Source organism: Tundrisphaera macrotermitis, assembly GCF_051175315.1.
GTDB lineage: Bacteria > Planctomycetota > Planctomycetia > Isosphaerales > Isosphaeraceae > Tundrisphaera.
In genome coordinates this window covers 2,021,485-2,035,025 of sequence record NZ_CP195100.1, presented here as the reverse complement: position 1 = coordinate 2,035,025, position 13,541 = coordinate 2,021,485, and the positions used below count along the sequence as shown (strand labels likewise).

Here is a 13,541-nt window from a genome sequence, read left to right as displayed (position 1 = left end):
GAATGACGCTGATGGTCACGAGCGACTCGGATCGGACGATCAGCCTTCCGGAACGCAGGGGAGACGATGTGAGGGATGGCGATCGTCGCGTGGATCCGGCGGCGGATCGGTTCATGACGCTGGTCCTCCCCTTTCTCCTGTGGATTCATGGGTTTGCGTCCAGCCTTTTCTATGGTTGTGGCGAGGCGTTAGCACTGAGGAAGGCGACCGCCGCCACCCTCTCCGGGATGGCGGGCTGGGCCATCTTCCTCCTGATCAACCGGCTGAGGGATTCTCAGAAACCCATATCATTTTTCATCCTGATATTCTTGTTCCTGAACCCGGTGATCAAGTCGAACACGCCCGGTCCATTCCGGTCATTGCTCGCTGAAAGCATGGGGCAATCCGTTTTCATGGTTGTTTGGATGACAATTTGGTACTCGTTCATGTGGCGATTTCTCTCCGGTAGAGACTCCAAGCCGACGTCGGGCCGCGGTGGATCTGGGGCCGGCCAGGATCTTTGATCCACGGCCGATGGGCCGCACCGATCGGAGGCGGGGTTGGGCCCGCGGCCGTGGTCGCATCGGTCGGGGACTCGCATGCAGGATGGTGTCGCCACGCGGCGGGGGGAGGTACATTGCCCGGGTGGCTCGATGCAATGCGACCCGGAGGAATGATGCCGATGATTGCACGCTGGTCGGAAGTGAAGCGTTGGTCGCCCCGCATCCTCGGCGCGGCCCTGGTTCTGGGCGGCGGGATCGGAGAGATCGAAGCCCAGAGTGCGCCCGCGGTCGAGAAGGCGACGCGGGAGGTGCTGGCCAAGCACGACGGGAAAATCCGGGCCGGGCTGTGGGTGGGCGGGGCGACGGGGCCGGCGCGGTTCGCCAGCGAGCCCGACGCGGTGATGCCCACGGCCAGCGCCATCAAGACGGCGATCCTGGTCGAGCTGTTCGCCCGATACGCCGATGCGCTGGATCGGCCGGCGCCGGGGCTGGACGCGATCCTGAAGGATGACCATCCGGCGATCGCCCACTTCCCGCCCAAGCAGCGGGACGAGATCCGCCAGGGATTGGCGGGGGCGACGGTCCGCCGGATCGGCGGGGTCATGATGGGCGCGATCCCGGCGACGAACCTGGTGTACAACGCCGCCGCCAACGCCTCGATCGCCCTTTTGGGCGGACCCGAGGCCACGACCCGCGCGATCGCGGCGCGCGATGCCGCCTTCGAGCCGATCCGGGTCCGGCGCTACATGCTGACCAATCGCAAGACGTATGGCGACAACGAGGCGACCACGGCCGCGCTGGCCGCCGTGTTCCAGCGGATCGCGTCGCGCAGCCTCGTCGGGGTCGCTCCGGCGACGATCGACGCCATCCGCGGGTCGATCATCGTCAAGGCCGATCCCCACCGGGGCCGGACCTACCTCAAGGATGGCGAGCTGGAGAATGTCCCGATCACCAGCGTCCGCTCCGGCTGGCGCGAGACGCCGGACGGCAAGTTGATCGTCTTCGTGGCGATGCTGGCCCGCGACGACGCGGGGGACAAGACCCCCGACGAGGCCCACAAGGCGCTGTCGGCCACGGCCAACAAGGTGGCCGAGGCGCTGCTCGATTCCGAACCGTGAGGCGACCGGCCGGCGTCACGATCCGGAGGGATCGCGGCGTCGGCCCGTTCGCATCGGTCGGTTCAGCCGGCCTTGGCGAGCTTGAGCGTCTTCTCGGCGACCGCCGGGGTGCCCTGCGAGGCGGCGGCGACGAAGGCGTCGATCAGCTGGGTGTCCAGCGAGATGTTGCCTTCGTTCTGCGGGTGCCACTGCACGCCGACGCAGAACCAATCCTTGCCGGTCCACTCGATCGCCTCGATCAGGCCATCCGGGGCCAGGGCGGCGGCGCGGAAGCCGGGGGCGACCTTGCGGATGCCCTGGTGGTGGTAGCTGTTGACGCAGATCTCGCCTTCGCCGTAGATCGCCTTGAGCTTGGAGTTCTTCTCCATCACGACGATGTGGCGGTGGGCGCCGCCCTGGGGGTCGCGGTGGGGGAAGCCCTTGAGGGCGAGGTCCTCGGGCAGGTGCTGGTAGAGCGTGCCGCCGTGGACGACGTTCAGCTCCTGCATGCCCAGGCCGACGCCCAGGGTCGGCATCTTGCGCTCGGCGACCATCCGGCAGAGCAGTCGGTCGTGGTTCTCGCGGCGATCGCTGATCGTCTTGATGGACGGGTGGGGGGTCATGCCCATCCGGGTGGGGCTCATGTCGTCGCCTTCGACCAGGACCACGCCGTCGAGGCGATCCAGGACGTGGGCGAGGTCATGCTCCTTGGTCAGCGGCGGGATGATGATCGGCAGGGCGCCGGCGCTGAGCAGGCACTCGTAGTAGCCCGAGTGCACGATCGAGCGCGGGGCGCCTCCCTTGGCGGGGGCGAGGTGCTCGGCATTGATCCCGATGAGGGGGCGGTTGGTGACCATCGTGGGCATCCCTTCCTTGGTGCTTGCGTGGCTCGATCGAAATCCGTTCGTCCTTACCATCCCATGCATTCCTGCGTCGCGACGCCCGAGCAACTCGGCCGTCCGCAAGAAGCCACCATCTTGGGGGCGGGGTGGGGGTCATCGGGTCGGCGAACCCCGGGGGGCCTCGCCGCGATCGGAGAGCTCGATGTCATCCCGTCATCGGGATGTCGGGTCAACCCGCGGGGCCTCGACGAATCCTTTGCGTCTCGGCGGCCGCGTCGTTCTGATGGGGTGGAGTCTATCGATCAGGCAAGCCCGACTCAAGCGAAAATCCGCGAACAAGGCCAAAAATAAGTGGTTTTTCGGTTCCCCCGGAAATCGGAAGCCGGCCTCCCACTCCCCCGGATTGGGAAACATTCAGGGGACTTGATCCGATGTCCACCGGGGCTCGGGCGGGTCGGGCGGCAACGGGAGCCAGGGGTAGCGGGACGCCCGCTCGTACTTGGCCCTCATCTTCCCGTAATACTCGGCCGACTGCTTCTCGACGGCGGGGGGCGGCGGCGGGAACAGGTCGAAATTGCGCCTCCCCATCCGCATGCCGCCCTCGCCGTTGGCCCGCTCGATCTCCCGGACCTCGGCGAGCCAGGCCTCGCGGGTGCGGCCTGCGTTGGCTTGCGCGATCTGCTCCTGCATCCCGAAGAGCATGGCTTCGACATAGTAATCGCGGCTCATGCGTCGGAGCCGCGCGACCTCGGCCCGGGCGCCGAGGAGGATGGCCACGGCCGCCACGAGGATCATCAGGCGTCGCACGGTGATCCGCGGGCGGGGCAGGCGCATGGGCTGAACTCCATCGGGCCCGGCCGGTCGATCCGATCCGCCCTCGGGGTGAGCGGCGGCCGTCTCCGGGCGGGATGATCCGGGGTTTCTGCCGATTCTCCGGGGAGGCGGGGCGGCGGGCAAGCGGGGGGGCGCGACGGCCGGGATTCTGTTTGACGGGTCCCGACCGCCGACATACCGTGGACGGAGGTCGTGCGGCGCAAGGTCGCAATCGATGGCCGTTCCTCGTCCGGATCGAATCCAGGAGTTCCGCTCATGGCACAGGCCCATCCGAGCCCGGGCGCGGCCGTCTCGCGCCGCGATTTCGTCAAGGCCGCCGTGGCCGCGTCCAGCCCCCTGATCCTGCCGAACTGGGCGCGGGGCGATGGGGGGGCCGCCGTCGCGGTCGGCCCGACCCCCAAGGCGCCGGCGGAAACCGCCGTGTCGCGGTTCTACGCGACGCTCAAGGATGAGCAGAGGAAGCTGATCTGCTTCCCGTTCGACGACCCCAAGCGGTCGCAGGTCCAGAACAACTGGGCGATCGTCAAGCCGGCCATCAGCGACCTCTCCACCGAGCAGAAGGCCCTGTGCCGCGAGGTCTTCAAGGGCCTGTGCAGCGAGGAAGGTTTCGGCAGGTTCGAGAAGCAGATGGAGGACGACGCCGGCGGGTTCGACAACTACCACGTCGCCGTCTTCGGCGAGCCGGGGACGGCCAAGCCGTTCGAATGGGTGCTGACCGGTCGGCACGTCACGGTCCGCGCCGACGGCAACAGCGTGGACGGCGTGGCCTTCGGCGGGCCGATCTTCTACGGCCACGACGCCACCGGCTCGGGCAACGACGACAGCCAGCACACCGACAACGTGTGGTGGTATCAGGGTCAGCAGGCCAACGCGATCTTCGCCAGCCTGGACGACAAGGAGAAGGACCGCGCCCTGGTCTCCACCGCCGAGCCCGACTCCCCGCGTTCGATCCGGCTCCGGGGGGAGCGGCCCGACGCCCCCGGGCTGGCGGTCGCCGACCTCGACGGCCAGCAGAAGGAGATGGTCCAGAAGCTTCTCAAGGACCTGACCAGCCCGTTCCGCGCCTTCGACGTCGAGGAGGTCAACGAATGCCTCCGCGAGAACGGGGGGGCCGACAAGCTCCGCCTCACCTTCTTCAAGGACGGCGACATCGGCGACGACAAGGTCTGGGACATCTGGAAGCTGGAAGGGCCGGCCTTCGCCTGGTTCTTCCACGGCTCGCCGCACGTCCACACCTGGGTCAACATCGCCCGCAAGGCCCCGCCGTCCGCCTGATCCGGCCCGGAGATCGGGGGTGGCGGCCCGGGGTTTGCCGGTTGGAGGGGCACAAGGGCCCAGCATCCGCGTCAACCACGCCATCCCCGAGGAATCCCCCATGGATCGCACCCAACCCCCCACGCCCGACCCGTCCGGGCCCAACCGCCGCCACTTCCTCCAGGCCGGGACGACCGCCTTCCTGCTCGGGGCCGCGTCGCCGGCCGCCCGCACCGGCCGCGCCGAGGCCGCCCCGGCCGACGACGCGCCGGGCGTCGAGTGGCGGAACCGCCAGCCCAACATGGCCTATCGCCGGCTCGGCCGCACCGGGCTGATGATCTCCGAGGTGGTCTGCGGCGGCGACCCGATCACCCTGGAGAACTACAAACACCTCGATCGCGCCCTGGAGATGGGGCTCAACTACCTGGACATGGCCCCCGCCTACAACAAGGGGGACACCGAGAAGGCCTACGGCAAGCTCCTGGCCGAATCCCCCTCGAAACGGGACAAGGTCTTCCTGACCACCAAGGTCAGCGACTACAACCGGGTCCGGACCCGGCTCTACCGCGACATCCTCAAGGGGCTGCCCGAGGCGAAGCAGGCGGCGATCCGCGAGCGGGCCAAGCAGATCAAGGCGGAGCGGAGGCTGGAGCAGCCCGGCTACTTCCTCACCTACTTCCCCGGCCAGCCGGGCGCGTTCGAGGGGGCCTACCTCCGCGCGGCCATGCAGCCGGAGTTCGGCTCCAAGGTCGAAGGGAGCCCCGAGCTGCGGAAGACCATCGTCGAGTCGCTGGAAGGGAGCCTGAAGCGGCTGGGCACCGACCACTTCGACATCCTGATGTGCCCCCACGGCGCCGACGTGGCCGAGGACCTGGCCTCGCCGGAGATCCACGCGACTTTCGCCGACCTGAAGCAGCAGGGCAAGGTCCGGTTCCTGGGCGTGACCTCGCACAACGACCCGGCCGGCACCCTCCGCGCCGCGGCCGATTCGGGCCGCTACGACGCGGCGATGGTGGCGTATAACGTCATCAACGGGGGCTACGTCGACGCGGCCATCGGCCACGCCTCGGCGAAGGGGGTGGGCATCATCGCCATGAAGGCGGCCCACGCCGTGGCCACCCACCACAAGCCGCTCCAGCCGGTGCCCGAATGGCGGGTCGCCAAGGTCGAGCGGATCGTCCAGGGCGACTGGAACGCCCCGAGGAAGGCGTACCTCTGGGCCTTGCAGGACCCGAGGATCGCGGCGGTCATCTCCAACCTCTGGGACGAATCCCACGTCAAGGACAACCTGTCGCTGGCCGGGATCAAGGTCGAGCTTCGCCCGGCCTGATCGCCGGAGTCCCCGCACCCCGGCGCGGTGGCGCCGGGGGCGGGCCGTTCCGGGTTCAGTCGATCGGGGGCGGAAGCTCGCGATCGCCGTCGGGGCGAGGCCGGTCGCGCTTCTCGCGGGGCGGCTCGGGGCGGTCGCCTCGGTCACGCTTCCCCTTGGGCGGCTCGGGCCGATCATCCCGGTCGCGCTTCTCCCTGGGGCCGAACCTGGGCCCGTTTTCGTCGTTGGCGGCGGTGAGGTGCTCGGGGACGTGGGTCAGGGCCTCGGCGGCGCGGGCCAGTTCCCCGGCGCGGCCCATGCGGCCGGCCTCGGCGTCGCGGCGGGCGGCGTTGTAGAGGTCCTTCGAGGCGTCGTAGAAGAACTTCGCTTCGATCTCGTCGCCGTCGGCCAGGGCCAGGATCCGCTCGTGGGCGCGGCGGAGGTCGTGGCGGATCCGATCATCCTCGCCTTCGGGGCCGCCGGGGCCCGGGGGCGGGGGCAACTCGTCGTCCGGGGCATAGGTGGAGGCGTTCCGGGTGTGGTCGACGGCGCGGGCCAGGTCGTGAGCCGCGATGCCGAGTTCGTGCGACCGCCGTTCGTCGCCCTTCTCGGAGGCCTTGATGGCCTCGCGATACAGTTTGACCGATCGCTCGGTCCAGTCCTTGAGGCGTTCTTCGGGGCGGCCGGCGGGGCGGCCGTCGGCGCGGAGGCGGCGGAGCAGGTCGTAGGTCTTCCGCAGCTCGCCGCCGGGTCCGGGCCCATCCTTCTTGGCCCGGTCCTCCTTCTTCGCCTTGTGGGGCGGGGGCGGCGGATCGTCGTCGGGACCGCCGGGCGGCATCGCGGAGGCCAGGGCGACGCCCAGCAGGCTCGTCGTTCCCAGCGTGAGGAGCTTGAGCAGCATCATGGTCCGTTCTCCGGGGCTGTGGTCGTGCGTCACATTCAAGGCGTTCGATCCGAACGCTCCGGTGAGGACCATTGCAGACGTCGTGCCGGGGCGAAAACCCCGCGATTCGGCCGGTTTCGGCCCCGGCCGCCCCCGATCCTGGGCATGATCCCCCCCGCCCCGCGGGGGCTTTCCGCCCGATCGCCCGGCCGGCGGGCCGCCTCCGCCCGCGATCGGGGAGGGTGTGCCCTTTGATTTTGGTAATCGCCTTGGCGGTCCTGGGTGGCTGTGGTTGGCTTGCCAACCACGGCGCCGGCGCCCACGATCCCGAGATGATGGCCCGCGAGGCACCGGGTCGCGGATCTTCCATGCCGGCCGACGATGGCCGAGGAGGGCTCGTCGGCGCCGTGGTTGGCAAGCCAACCACAGCCACCCGAAGACCACATCGCCAAAATCAAAAGGCACACCCATCGGGGCAGATTCCTCCCCCGGTCCGGCGGTTGCACCTGTACGATGGGGGTTGGAAGGCTGGGCGAAGGGGGCCGGAGACGATGCGCGTGCCGATTCGGATCCAGGTCGGCGTGGTGGTCGCCCTGTTCGTCGCCGCGCTGGCGGCCCTGCTGACCACCAGCACCGCGGTGGTCGGCCGGGAGCGGCGGCGGGCGACGGCGGGGACCGTCCTGGCGCGGGCCGGCGTGGGGCTGGCCGATCAGGGGAAGGACCTGCTGCGGGACGTCCCCCGGGGGTTCTTCGAGCTGGACCGGGAGGAATGGGATGAGCTGGATCGGCGGCTCCGCGAGGTGTCCGCCCACGCGCTCCGGCCGTTCGAGGGCGTCGAGGGGGGCTATTTCCTCCGCGATCATCGGAGGTTCCTCGGGGCCGCGTTCCCGACCGAGCCGCCCCATCCCCCGGGGAAGCGCCGACACAACCGGCGCGGGCCCGATGGCCCCCCGCCCCGCGAGTCCGACCTGATCGAGATCCAGGCCGATGCGTCGATCCGGCTCGGCCGCGAACTGCTGGTGGTCGAGGACGTGCCCCCGAGCATCGTGGCCATCCGCACCGCCCCCGTGCGGATCGACGGCCGTCCGGTGGCCGCCACCTGGACCATGACCCGGCTGGCCGACCCGCTGTTCCTGGACCGGTCGTTCCGGGGGTTCCAGCTCGCGGCCGGGCTGGCCCTGGGGGGGCTGGCCCTGGCCCTGCTCATGACGCTCGGGCTGACGCGGACGGTCCGCCGGCAGGCCGCGGATCGGGCCCGGCTCCAGGTCGAGCTGAGGCGGTCCGAGCGGCTGGCGGCCCTGGGCAAGCTGCTGGCGGGGGTGGCCCACGAGGTCCGCAACCCCCTGGCCGGCATCCGATCGTCGGCCCAGCTCTGGCGGCGCGGGATCGGTCCCGACGACGAATCGATCGACGACGTTCTCGCCGAGGTCGATCGGCTCGACGGCATCGTGGGCCGGCTGCTCCAGTTCACCCGGGCCGACTCCCAGGACCTGGCCCCCGGCGACCTCAACGCCGTGGTGGTCGAGGCCGCCCGCCTGGCCCGCGCCCCGGCCGAGGCGCAGGGGGTGCGGGTCGAACTCGACCTGGACCCGGGCCTCCCCCCGGTGGCGATGGCCTGGCCCGCCCTGATCCAGGTCTTCCGCAACCTGACGACCAACGCCATCCACGCCATGCCGGAAGGCGGGGTGCTGCGGCTGTCCACCAGCCGGGACGCGAAAGGCGCGCGGGTGGAGGCGTGCGTGGCCGACACCGGCCCGGGGCTCGACGCCGACGCGATGGCCCACCTGTTCGAGCCGTTCTACACGACCCGGGCGGAGGGCACGGGCCTGGGCCTGGCCATCGCCCGCGAGATCGCGCTGGCCCACCGGGGGGACCTCCGGGGCGCCAACCGGGGCGACGGGGCCGGGGCCGCCTTCACGATCATCCTGCCGGCCGCGACCGACGGAGAATCCCCCCGATGAATGCCCCCGCCACGGTGCTCGTCGCCGACGACGATCGGACGATCCGCCGCAACCTGATCCGACTCCTCGAATCCGAGGGCTACCGCACCCTGGAGGCCGCCGACGGCGAGCAGGCGCTGGCCCGGATCCGGGACGGCGGGCCCGACGCCGTGCTCCTGGACCTCAAGATGCCCGGCCGCGACGGCCTGGAAGTCCTGGCCGAGCTGGGACCGATGCTCGCCGACCTGCCCGTGATCGTGGTCACCGCGTTCGGCGGGTCGGCCCCGGCGATCGAGGCGATGCGGCGCGGGGCGTATGATTATCTCTCCAAGCCGTTCGACCTGGATGAGGTGCTGCTGACCCTGGGGCGGGCCCTGAAGCAGCGCGCCCTGGCCTTCGAGGTCCGGGAACTCCGCTCCCAGGCCGCCGAGGAGCCGGCCTCGCCCGCCGATGCCGAGCCCGAATTGATCGGCCGGGGCGCGGCGATGCGGGCGGTGTTCAAGGCGATCGGCATGGCCAGCGCGACCGACGCCACGGTCCTGATCGTCGGCGAGAGCGGCACCGGCAAGGAACTCGTCGCGTCGGCCCTGCACCGCCATTCCGACCGCTCCGCCGGCCCGTTCGTCCGGGTCAACTGCGGGGCCCTGCCCGAAGGGCTGATCGAGAGCGAGCTGTTCGGCCACGAGCGCGGGGCCTTCACCGGCGCCGACCGCCAGCGTCCCGGCCGGTTCGAGCGGGCGGCGGGCGGGACGATCTTCCTGGACGAGGTCGGCGAACTCCCTCCGTCGGCCCAGGCCAAGATCCTCCGCGTGCTCCAGCAGAAGGAGTTCGAACGCGTGGGCGGGACCGAGACGCTCCGCTCGACCGCCCGGGTGATCTCCGCCACCCATCGCGACCTGCCCAAGGAGGTCGCCGCCGGCCGGTTCCGCGAGGACCTGTATTACCGGCTCAACGTCGCCCGGATCGCGATCCCGCCGCTCCGCGACCGCCCGGAGGACATCGCCCCGCTGGCCGAGCAGATCCTCCGCCGCGTCGAGCAGCGCCAGGGGTGGGCCGGGCTGTCGCTGTCGCCCGAGGCCCTGGCGGCGATCACCGGCCGGCCCTGGCCGGGCAACGTCCGCCAGCTGGAGAACGCCCTGGCCCGCGCCGCGATCGCATCGAGGGGCCGGCCGATCCTGCCGGAGCACCTGGAATCCGACCCGGAGACGGACGCGGGCCCGGCCGTCCCGGCGGCCGGGGACCTGGGCGAGTCGGTCCCGCTGCGGGCGATGCTGGCCGAGGTCGAGCGGCGGGCGATCCGCCGCGCCCTGCTGGCCTGCGGAGGCAACCGGACCCAGACCGCCGAGCGGCTCGGGATCAGCCGCCGCCAGCTGTTCGACAAGATCCGCGAGTACGACCTGCAGCCGTGAGGCGATCGGGGGGCGGGGGGCCGGCCCCCCGGTCGGCCGGATCAGAGGGCGTCGGCGTTGATGATCTCGCCCCCTTGGGTGGTGCTCAGGGCCATCCAGGTGTTGTAGCTGATCGTGTTCTTGATGAACCGGACGCTGCCGTCGGCCATCACCACGTTCAGCCCGCCGGTGTGGCGGCTGCGGGCGCCATACACCGACGGGGCGGCGGCGGTCAGCCAGACGATGCAGGGCGGATTGAGCGGGTTTCTGGGCGACCCGGGCGGCGGGGGGACGCAGGTCGCCGAGGTGAACACGTCGGTGAGCGGGTTGTTGGGCAGGAGCAGGGCGATCAGCTCGCGGGGCAGGTCGTCGCGCGGGCCTTCCCCGCACCCGGTCGCCGCCCCGGCCAAGGAGATCCCGGCGATGAAGGAGCGGAGTGATTTCGCCCTGAGCATGGGGTCGGTCCTGACGGCGTGGCCCGGCCCGTCGTGCGGCGCATCCCGGGGAGGCCGAGATCGGGCGGGAAGATGGATGGCTCCTGATGCATGACGGGAAAGTCGCATGAAGAAAAGCCAAGAATGACCGGGTCAAGGAAGTTTGCCCCGCGAGGAGGTCGCTGCGTCGTCCGGGGGGGGCGAATTCGTGCGGTTTCGTGCCGTTTTGGATTCGACCGAAAGCGAAGAGACTTCGGCGATAACGAATCGTCGGGGAGGCGCGAGCCCCTCGGTCGGGGGGGGCCCGGGCTTGTTTCCGCGGGCCGATGGTCGGTAAGGTTTCCGGACGGGATGGCGAGGTGGCCGAGGACAGAACCGGGGCGGGATCATCCCGTCGCGGCGTCGGGCCCGACCGGATCGGGCGGGGACGACGATCTGTCCCAGGAACATGGAGGTGAGCCCATGATCGCGAACTTGAACGTCCCCCTGACCATCGCCCCGCCGGCCAGGGTCGAGAACCGGCCCGTGCCGTCGCCGCTCCGGGTGCTGGTGGTGGACGACAACGTGGTCGGCGCCCGCCTCATGTCCCGGCTCCTCCAGGGCTGCGGGCACCAGATGTCGCTGGCCCACGACGGCCCGGGGGCGATCGACGCGGCGGCGGCCCACGACCCGGACGTGATCCTCCTGGACATCGGCCTCCCCGGGTTCGACGGCCACGAGGTCGCCCGCCGGCTCAGGAAACGGCATGCCGCGCGCCCGGTCCTCCTGGTCGCCGTGACCGGCGCCAGCCAGGACGACGACCTCCGCCGCTCGCGCGAGTCCGGCTTCGACCACCACCTGGTCAAGCCCGTCGACCCGGAGGCCCTGATCGACCTCCTCGACCGCCACCGCCCGGCCCGCGCGGCGGGCTGACGGGAGCCGATCCGATCGTCCCTCGCCGGCCTGGGGTCCGATTGGTAGGATGTCACTCATGGGAAACAGCGTGGCCGCCGTCACGGCGATGGACCGGATGCTGGATCAGTTCAGCGGCTGCCTCAATGAAGAGGCGGCCCGCCGGGTGCTCGCCTGGAAAATGGACGCCGAGACCGAGGCCCGCGTCGAAACGCTCGGTGAGAAAGCCAACCAGGGGTCGATCACCGGCGAGGAACGGGACGAGTATCAGAGCTACGTCGAGATCGCCGATATCATCGCCATCCTGAAGCTCAAGGCGAAGCGATTCCTGGCGATGCAGGACGGCGATTGATCGATGAATGCGGATGTCCGGGCATTCATCCGCGAGCGTGCCGGGAACCGCTGCGAATACTGCCGCCTCCACCAGGTGCATGTCGCGATCGCCCACCACATCGAGCACGTGATCGCCAGGCAGCACGGCGGCGATGACTCCCTCGACAACCTGGCTTTGAGCTGCGCCCGCTGCAATTCATTCAAGGGGCCGAACCTGAGCGGGATCGACCCGGACCGCGGGCAGCACGTCCCCCTGTTCCATCCCCGCCGCCATGTATGGGAGGAGCACTTTGCGTTCCAGGCCTACCGGCTCGTCGGCCTGACACCGATCGGCCGCGCGACCGTCCACGTCCTCGGCATGAACGAGACGAGGCGACTCGAACTCCGCGCCCTGCTGATCGCCGCGGGCGAGAGCCTCTGATCCGTCTGCCTGCCGAGTCGGAGCGGTCGTATCGCGCGGCGGCACGGGGCGAATTGCTTATGGCCCTTCCTCTGATCCCGCTCCCGTGCCTCCCTGATCCAGCGGGTTCGCGACCCGGCCGAGGAAGATGACGCACCCCGACCGGGTGTCGCGGATCAGGAACAGGAACGGGTGGTCGGCGCGGATGACCGGCGGCTCCTCCCCGAAGGCATCGGGGTTGATGAAGTGAGTGACCGCCGCCGCCTCGATCCCTTCTTCGTTGACGTCGAGCAAAGTCGCATGCCTCGCCGCGGCGAGGTACAGGTCGCTACCCTTGCCGTCGATGCCCGAGAAGTCGGCCCGGCCCTCGGCGAACGCCGCGGGCATCCCCAGGGCTGAAAGCAAAGGGGCGAGCATCAGGTCCGCGCGGATCCGGTACTTCGGCAGGGCGATGATGATCTCCTCGGGCCGACGGAACCGGGGCCACCACGACGCCAGGGCCTCCGGCGTGAGCGAGGCTTCGAGGTCGGCCAACCCGTCGACCTCCCGGGGGAGGAGCACCGTCATCGCGAATTCGCCGCGAGTCCCGCAGGGCAGGTCCAAAGCCTGGAATGTCCCGCCGTCGAAGTATCCCTGGATCGATGAATAAGAATGATCGTGCATCATGGGGGCGTCGATCGACTCGGCAGCCGACACGCGGAAGGATTCCGGCCTCGTGCTTTCCCGGTGGAACTGCCTTCTCCAGTTGGCCCGCAGGAAGAGGCCGGTCGTCAGGACCAGCCGGGTGCGTGATGGCAGGTCGGCGGGCCGGAGCATCCCGGCGAGCTTCCCGCCGGTCCGCGATTCCGTCCAGGCATTGATGGTGCGGCAGGCCTCGGCGGGATGGCCGGTGAAGTCGACGCGGTCGCATCCGGCCGCGAAGACATCCTCGACCGTCGATCGATAGGAGTCGAGCAGGGGCTGCCCCTCCTGGATCCAGGCGGCGTTGGCCAGGCGGATCTGATAGGAACGATCCTCGGCGTCGGCGTTGAGGGCCCGGATCAATGCGGCATGGGCCCGGTCGGGGTGTGCGAGGTTGCCAGGCAGGTGGAGCACGCGGGCGATCTGCTCGGCCGTCTCGCCCCGGGCCCCGGCATGGAGCAAGGCCAGCCCGGCCGAGAGGCAAGCGGGCGAGACGAGGAGGTTGCCGGGGCGATCCCTCAGCTTCTGATAGAGCGACACGGCGAAGGCGTTGTTCGCCCGGACGATCGCAGGCAGATCCTCTCGCGCCTCGATCGCGGGCCGGAACAGCGGCAACGACGCGGGCGCGGCCGGAGGAGGGATGATCGCGACGGGCTTCCTGGACCGCTCGCAACCGGCGAGCGCGGCCACCGTCAGCAGGAGGGCGAGCGATCGTCCCGATAGTCCCGAAGGGCGTGGCCGTCGTGCGAAGATCGGTCGGATCATGGGCCTGT

Annotated in this window: 14 protein-coding genes; 9 read left to right on the top strand and 5 right to left on the bottom strand. The window is 70.3% G+C overall.

The features are described 5' to 3' along the window. The first annotated feature begins 11 nt into the window (after window positions 1-11). Window positions 12-503 (top strand): hypothetical protein, encoded by a 492-nt coding sequence (locus TA3x_RS08285; RefSeq protein WP_435020119.1) that lies wholly within the window; start codon window positions 12-14, stop codon window positions 501-503. Window positions 504-661: 158 nt separating this feature from the next. Next, the gene (locus TA3x_RS08280; protein ID WP_435020117.1) at window positions 662-1,600 is read left to right on the top strand and encodes a hypothetical protein; all 939 of its coding nucleotides are present in this window, start codon (window positions 662-664) and stop codon (window positions 1,598-1,600) included. Between the two features lie 62 nt (window positions 1,601-1,662). On the opposite strand, the gene TA3x_RS08275 is transcribed toward TA3x_RS08280, so the two are convergent. After that, window positions 1,663-2,445: a gamma-glutamyl-gamma-aminobutyrate hydrolase family protein gene (locus TA3x_RS08275; RefSeq protein ID WP_435020115.1), complete on the bottom strand. Its 783-nt coding sequence runs from the start codon at window positions 2,443-2,445 to the stop codon at window positions 1,663-1,665. Window positions 2,446-2,835: 390 nt separating this feature from the next. Continuing rightward, a complete protein-coding gene (locus TA3x_RS08270) occupies window positions 2,836-3,255 on the bottom strand; it encodes a hypothetical protein (RefSeq protein WP_435020113.1) in 420 nt (139 codons plus the stop codon). A gap of 255 nt (window positions 3,256-3,510) precedes the next feature. On the opposite strand from TA3x_RS08270, the gene TA3x_RS08265 reads away from it, so the two are divergent. Both TA3x_RS08265 and TA3x_RS08260 read left to right on the top strand, forming a co-directional pair. Then, entirely contained in the window at window positions 3,511-4,530 is a 1,020-nt protein-coding gene (locus TA3x_RS08265; protein ID WP_435020111.1) for a DUF3500 domain-containing protein, read from the top strand. A gap of 100 nt (window positions 4,531-4,630) precedes the next feature. Next, a complete protein-coding gene (locus TA3x_RS08260) occupies window positions 4,631-5,839 on the top strand; it encodes an aldo/keto reductase (RefSeq protein ID WP_435020109.1) in 1,209 nt (402 codons plus the stop codon). Between the two features lie 55 nt (window positions 5,840-5,894). Here TA3x_RS08260 and TA3x_RS08255 read toward each other — a convergent pair whose 3' ends face one another. After that, window positions 5,895-6,755 carry a hypothetical protein gene (locus tag TA3x_RS08255; RefSeq protein ID WP_435022319.1) on the bottom strand — a complete coding sequence of 287 codons (861 nt, stop codon included), beginning with the start codon at window positions 6,753-6,755 and terminating at the stop codon, window positions 5,895-5,897. Window positions 6,756-7,252: 497 nt separating this feature from the next. On the opposite strand from TA3x_RS08255, the gene TA3x_RS08250 reads away from it, so the two are divergent. Both TA3x_RS08250 and TA3x_RS08245 read left to right on the top strand, forming a co-directional pair. After that, window positions 7,253-8,662, top strand: coding sequence for a two-component system sensor histidine kinase NtrB (locus TA3x_RS08250; RefSeq protein WP_435020107.1), 1,410 nt, complete (start codon window positions 7,253-7,255; stop codon window positions 8,660-8,662). Continuing rightward, a complete protein-coding gene (locus tag TA3x_RS08245) occupies window positions 8,659-10,050 on the top strand; it encodes a sigma-54-dependent transcriptional regulator (protein ID WP_435020105.1) in 1,392 nt (463 codons plus the stop codon). The genes TA3x_RS08250 and TA3x_RS08245 overlap by 4 nt, the downstream gene beginning before the upstream one ends. Window positions 10,051-10,091: 41 nt before the next feature. Here the strand turns inward: TA3x_RS08245 and TA3x_RS08240 are convergent, their stop codons facing one another. Continuing rightward, window positions 10,092-10,484, bottom strand: a complete 393-nt coding sequence (locus TA3x_RS08240; RefSeq protein ID WP_435020103.1) for an H-X9-DG-CTERM domain-containing protein — start codon at window positions 10,482-10,484, stop codon at window positions 10,092-10,094. A gap of 441 nt (window positions 10,485-10,925) precedes the next feature. Here TA3x_RS08240 and TA3x_RS08235 point away from each other — a divergent pair, with 441 nt between their 5' ends. From TA3x_RS08235 to TA3x_RS08225, 3 genes are read left to right on the top strand one after another with little or no spacing between them, the layout of a single operon-like run. Further along, the gene (locus TA3x_RS08235) at window positions 10,926-11,375 is read left to right on the top strand and encodes a response regulator (protein ID WP_435020102.1); all 450 of its coding nucleotides are present in this window, start codon (window positions 10,926-10,928) and stop codon (window positions 11,373-11,375) included. A gap of 58 nt (window positions 11,376-11,433) precedes the next feature. Continuing rightward, complete coding sequence (locus TA3x_RS08230) at window positions 11,434-11,706, top strand: hypothetical protein (RefSeq protein WP_435020100.1); 273 nt, start codon at window positions 11,434-11,436, stop codon at window positions 11,704-11,706. A gap of 3 nt (window positions 11,707-11,709) precedes the next feature. Further along, on the top strand, window positions 11,710-12,108 hold the full coding sequence (locus TA3x_RS08225; RefSeq protein WP_435020098.1) for an HNH endonuclease: 399 nt from the start codon (window positions 11,710-11,712) through the stop codon (window positions 12,106-12,108). Between the two features lie 57 nt (window positions 12,109-12,165). Here the strand turns inward: TA3x_RS08225 and TA3x_RS08220 are convergent, their stop codons facing one another. Further along, on the bottom strand, window positions 12,166-13,533 hold the full coding sequence (locus TA3x_RS08220; RefSeq protein WP_435020096.1) for a serpin family protein: 1,368 nt from the start codon (window positions 13,531-13,533) through the stop codon (window positions 12,166-12,168). Window positions 13,534-13,541: the final 8 nt, after the last annotated feature.

Bases quoted from the DNA above. Each gene is read 5' to 3' on its own strand.
- TA3x_RS08265 (WP_435020111.1), top strand. From the start codon at position 3,511: ATGGCACAGGCCCATCCGAGCCCGGGCGCGGCCGTCTCGCGCCGCGAT.
- TA3x_RS08230 (WP_435020100.1), top strand. From the start codon at position 11,434: ATGGGAAACAGCGTGGCCGCCGTCACGGCGATGGACCGGATGCTGGAT.
- TA3x_RS08220 (WP_435020096.1), bottom strand. From the start codon at position 13,533: ATGATCCGACCGATCTTCGCACGACGGCCACGCCCTTCGGGACTATCG.
- TA3x_RS08250 (WP_435020107.1), top strand. From the start codon at position 7,253: ATGCGCGTGCCGATTCGGATCCAGGTCGGCGTGGTGGTCGCCCTGTTC.
- TA3x_RS08280 (WP_435020117.1), top strand. From the start codon at position 662: ATGATTGCACGCTGGTCGGAAGTGAAGCGTTGGTCGCCCCGCATCCTC.
- TA3x_RS08225 (WP_435020098.1), top strand. From the start codon at position 11,710: ATGAATGCGGATGTCCGGGCATTCATCCGCGAGCGTGCCGGGAACCGC.
- TA3x_RS08285 (WP_435020119.1), top strand. From the start codon at position 12: ATGGTCACGAGCGACTCGGATCGGACGATCAGCCTTCCGGAACGCAGG.
- TA3x_RS08245 (WP_435020105.1), top strand. From the start codon at position 8,659: ATGAATGCCCCCGCCACGGTGCTCGTCGCCGACGACGATCGGACGATC.
- TA3x_RS08275 (WP_435020115.1), bottom strand. From the start codon at position 2,445: ATGCCCACGATGGTCACCAACCGCCCCCTCATCGGGATCAATGCCGAG.
- TA3x_RS08235 (WP_435020102.1), top strand. From the start codon at position 10,926: ATGATCGCGAACTTGAACGTCCCCCTGACCATCGCCCCGCCGGCCAGG.
- TA3x_RS08270 (WP_435020113.1), bottom strand. From the start codon at position 3,255: ATGCGCCTGCCCCGCCCGCGGATCACCGTGCGACGCCTGATGATCCTC.
- TA3x_RS08260 (WP_435020109.1), top strand. From the start codon at position 4,631: ATGGATCGCACCCAACCCCCCACGCCCGACCCGTCCGGGCCCAACCGC.
- TA3x_RS08240 (WP_435020103.1), bottom strand. From the start codon at position 10,484: ATGCTCAGGGCGAAATCACTCCGCTCCTTCATCGCCGGGATCTCCTTG.